The sequence below is a fragment of the Streptomyces sp. UF-297 genome (assembly GCF_058245575.1).
Genome location: NZ_JBSIBZ010000227.1, coordinates 1 through 1025, shown reverse-complemented (window position 1 = coordinate 1025; position 1025 = coordinate 1). Strand labels below are relative to the sequence as shown.

1 protein-coding gene is annotated in these 1025 nt (G+C 72.4%); it reads right to left on the bottom strand.

Annotated elements, in window-relative coordinates; translation table 11 throughout:
• A partial coding sequence (locus AC4IJH_RS43565) for a beta-ketoacyl reductase (RefSeq protein WP_490857572.1) occupies positions 1 to 1025 on the bottom strand: 1025 nt, incomplete at both ends.

Genomic DNA, 1025 nt, shown 5'->3' with positions numbered 1-1025 from the left:
AACGCACCCACCGCGTCCCCACCCGACTCCAGCAACTGCCAGAACTCGCCCGGAGACGACACACCACCCGGGAAGCGGCAGGCCATCCCCACGATCACCAGACGGTCGTCGTCAACCGGCGCTCCGCCGGCCGCCGGGAGGGCCGAGCCCACCGACACGGCACCCGTCTCGCCGACCACCTCGCGCAGTACGAACTCGGTCAGCGCCGCCGGAGTCGGATAGTCGAACACCACCGTCGCCGACAGGCGCAGGCCCATGGCGTTGTTCAGTCGGCTGCGCAGTTCGACTGCGGTCAGGGAGTCGAAGCCGGCGTCGCGGAAGGAGCGGCCGGGATCGACGGCTTCGGGGCCCGACATGCCCAGCACCATGGCGGCCTGCGCCATGACCAGGTCCTGCACGACCTCGTGCTGTTCGGCCGGGCCCAGCCCGGCCAGACGTGCGGCCAGCGCGTTCTGGCCATCGCCCGCCTGGCCGACGGTACGACGGGCAGGCGAGCCCGTACGCGCCGTACGGACAAGGCCGGACAGCAGCGGCGGAACCTCGCCGGAGCGACGCAGGGCGGGCAGGTCCAGCCGGGCCGTCACCAGCAGCGGGTCGGCGGCGCCAGTGGCCGCGTCCAGCATGGCGAGGCCGTCCACCGCGGACAGCGGCTTCAGCCCCTGGCGGGACAGCCGCCGCCAGTCGACATCGGCGAGCGCGCTCGCCATGCCGTACTCCCACGGCCCCCACACCAGGGATGTCGCCGGCACACCGGACCTGCGGCGGTACGCGGCCAGGGCGTCCAGGAAGGTGTTGCCCGCCGCGTAGTTGGCCTGGCCCGGGTTGCCCCAGACCCCGGACACCGAAGAGAACAGGACGAAGGTGTCCAGATCCAGATCACGGGTCAGCTCGTGCAGGTTCCAGGCCGCGTCGGCCTTCGGCCGCATCACCGACTCCACCCGCTCCGCGGTCAGGGCCGTGGTCAGGCCGTCGTCCACGATCCCGGCCGCGTGAATGACACCGGTCAGCGGCACCCCGTCCAACAC